A 1,499-nucleotide genomic window follows, 5' to 3' on the forward strand; every position below is an offset into this window, starting at 1 on the left:
CTTCGCTGCCTGACCACCCCCGTGAGCAGTTACGATCCGGCTTCATCCTCTTGATGAATCGAAACATGCCGTCGTCATCGAGAGCGCCGGTCGACCCGGATTCGTGTGGATCTGGATGCCGTGCGTTATAATATTCGACGATATGGAATTTACAGACATTGACATAGAAGTGGATGTTCCTCTTTTCGAAATAGGGCGTCATTGTTTGCCAGGACCGGGTATCGGGAAACATCGCCTCTATCGCGAACCACGCCTTTTTGCCCAGGCCCTGACCGTGATGACCGACCGCGACGAAGAACAGGTCGAGCGAATTGACCTGTGTCGCGTGATCGATGCGCACGACCGCGCCGCCGACCTTCCGCCCGTCGCGCAGGACATGCAGCACGATGGCGCCCGATGCGGCCATCGCCTGATCAAGATCCTCGTCGGATGGGATCGGCCCATCCGGCAGTTCGCCCAGGTGGTCCGTCACGGCAACCGCGAAGGCGGCCTGCAATTCGCGCTTGAAGACGGGAAAATCCGCCGGCTCCGCGGTTACGAGTGTTATGCGCGAGGGGGGCATGCTCCTCCTGTCCCTCATGGGCTCGTTTCCACGACGCTCTCGGCGCCCGTTTGGAAACAGGCGCCGAGGGCGGGCAAGGGGGAAGAGAGCAGGGCGCCGGTCAGGGCCGGCGCGCCAGCACCGCCACATAGTCCCCGCGGTTCCAGGCGTTGAGGCGGAAGACCTGGTAGAGCAGGGACGCCAGCAGCCGGCGGCCGGGGCCGTAGGTGCCCTCCGCCGCCTTCACCCCGGTCACCCGGAACAGGTCGCGGTAGAGCGGCGAGTAGAAGGGGAAGCCCCACTCGACCACCCGCTCCACCACCAGCCCGTTGGCCTCCAGCATGGCGGCGACCTCGCCACGGCGGTAGCTGCGGTAATGCCCGACCTGCGTCTCGTAGGGGCGCATCCGCCCCTGCAGGGTGGACACCAGCGCCCAGCGCCCGGTCATCGCCGCCACGTTGGCGAAGGCGGTCGCGTGGTCCTCGATGTGCTCGACCACGTCGGTGCACAGCACCAGATCGAAGCGCCGGCCCAGATTGCCCTGCGTCAGGTCGAGCCGCGCCAGCTCCGCCCAGGGTGCGCGCTGGTGCGCCACCTCCAGCGCCTTGTCGGAGAAATCGACGCCGGTGTAGACGGCGTCCGGCCGCCGCTCCTTCAGCGAGGTCAGCAGCAGCCCCTGGCCGCAGCCGACGTCGAGCACCGTCTCGTAGGGCAGGGGCCCGATCATGTCGTCGATGATGCGGCGCAGATGGCGCCCGGTCGGGCCGAAGCGCCGCATGTCGTTCCAGCGGTGCTCCCAGCTCGCGTCGTAATCGACGGCGCCCGGATCGGCAGCCGGATTGGTGGCCGGCGTCGCGGTCATGTCTTGTCCCTTCCCTTACCTTATCAACGGTCTTTGATCGTGACCGATCAAAGACCCCCTCAGACGGCGGGCGGGGCCATCCGGCCCCTTGCCTTC

2 protein-coding genes are annotated in these 1,499 nt (G+C 66.2%); both read right to left on the minus strand.

Going from position 1 to position 1,499, the window contains the following annotated elements; all coding sequences use genetic code 11:
* A partial coding sequence (locus HL658_RS36430; protein WP_180286376.1) for a GNAT family N-acetyltransferase occupies positions 1-562 on the minus strand: 562 nt, incomplete at its 3' end.
* Between the two features lie 100 nt (positions 563-662).
* On the minus strand, positions 663-1,403 hold the full coding sequence (locus HL658_RS36435; protein ID WP_180286377.1) for a class I SAM-dependent methyltransferase: 741 nt from the start codon (positions 1,401-1,403) through the stop codon (positions 663-665).
* Positions 1,404-1,499: the final 96 nt, after the last annotated feature.

This window comes from Azospirillum oleiclasticum (assembly GCF_013423485.1).
Lineage (GTDB): Bacteria > Pseudomonadota > Alphaproteobacteria > Azospirillales > Azospirillaceae > Azospirillum > Azospirillum oleiclasticum.

Bases quoted from the DNA above. Each gene is read 5' to 3' on its own strand.
- HL658_RS36435 (WP_180286377.1), bottom strand. From the start codon at position 1,403: ATGACCGCGACGCCGGCCACCAATCCGGCTGCCGATCCGGGCGCCGTC.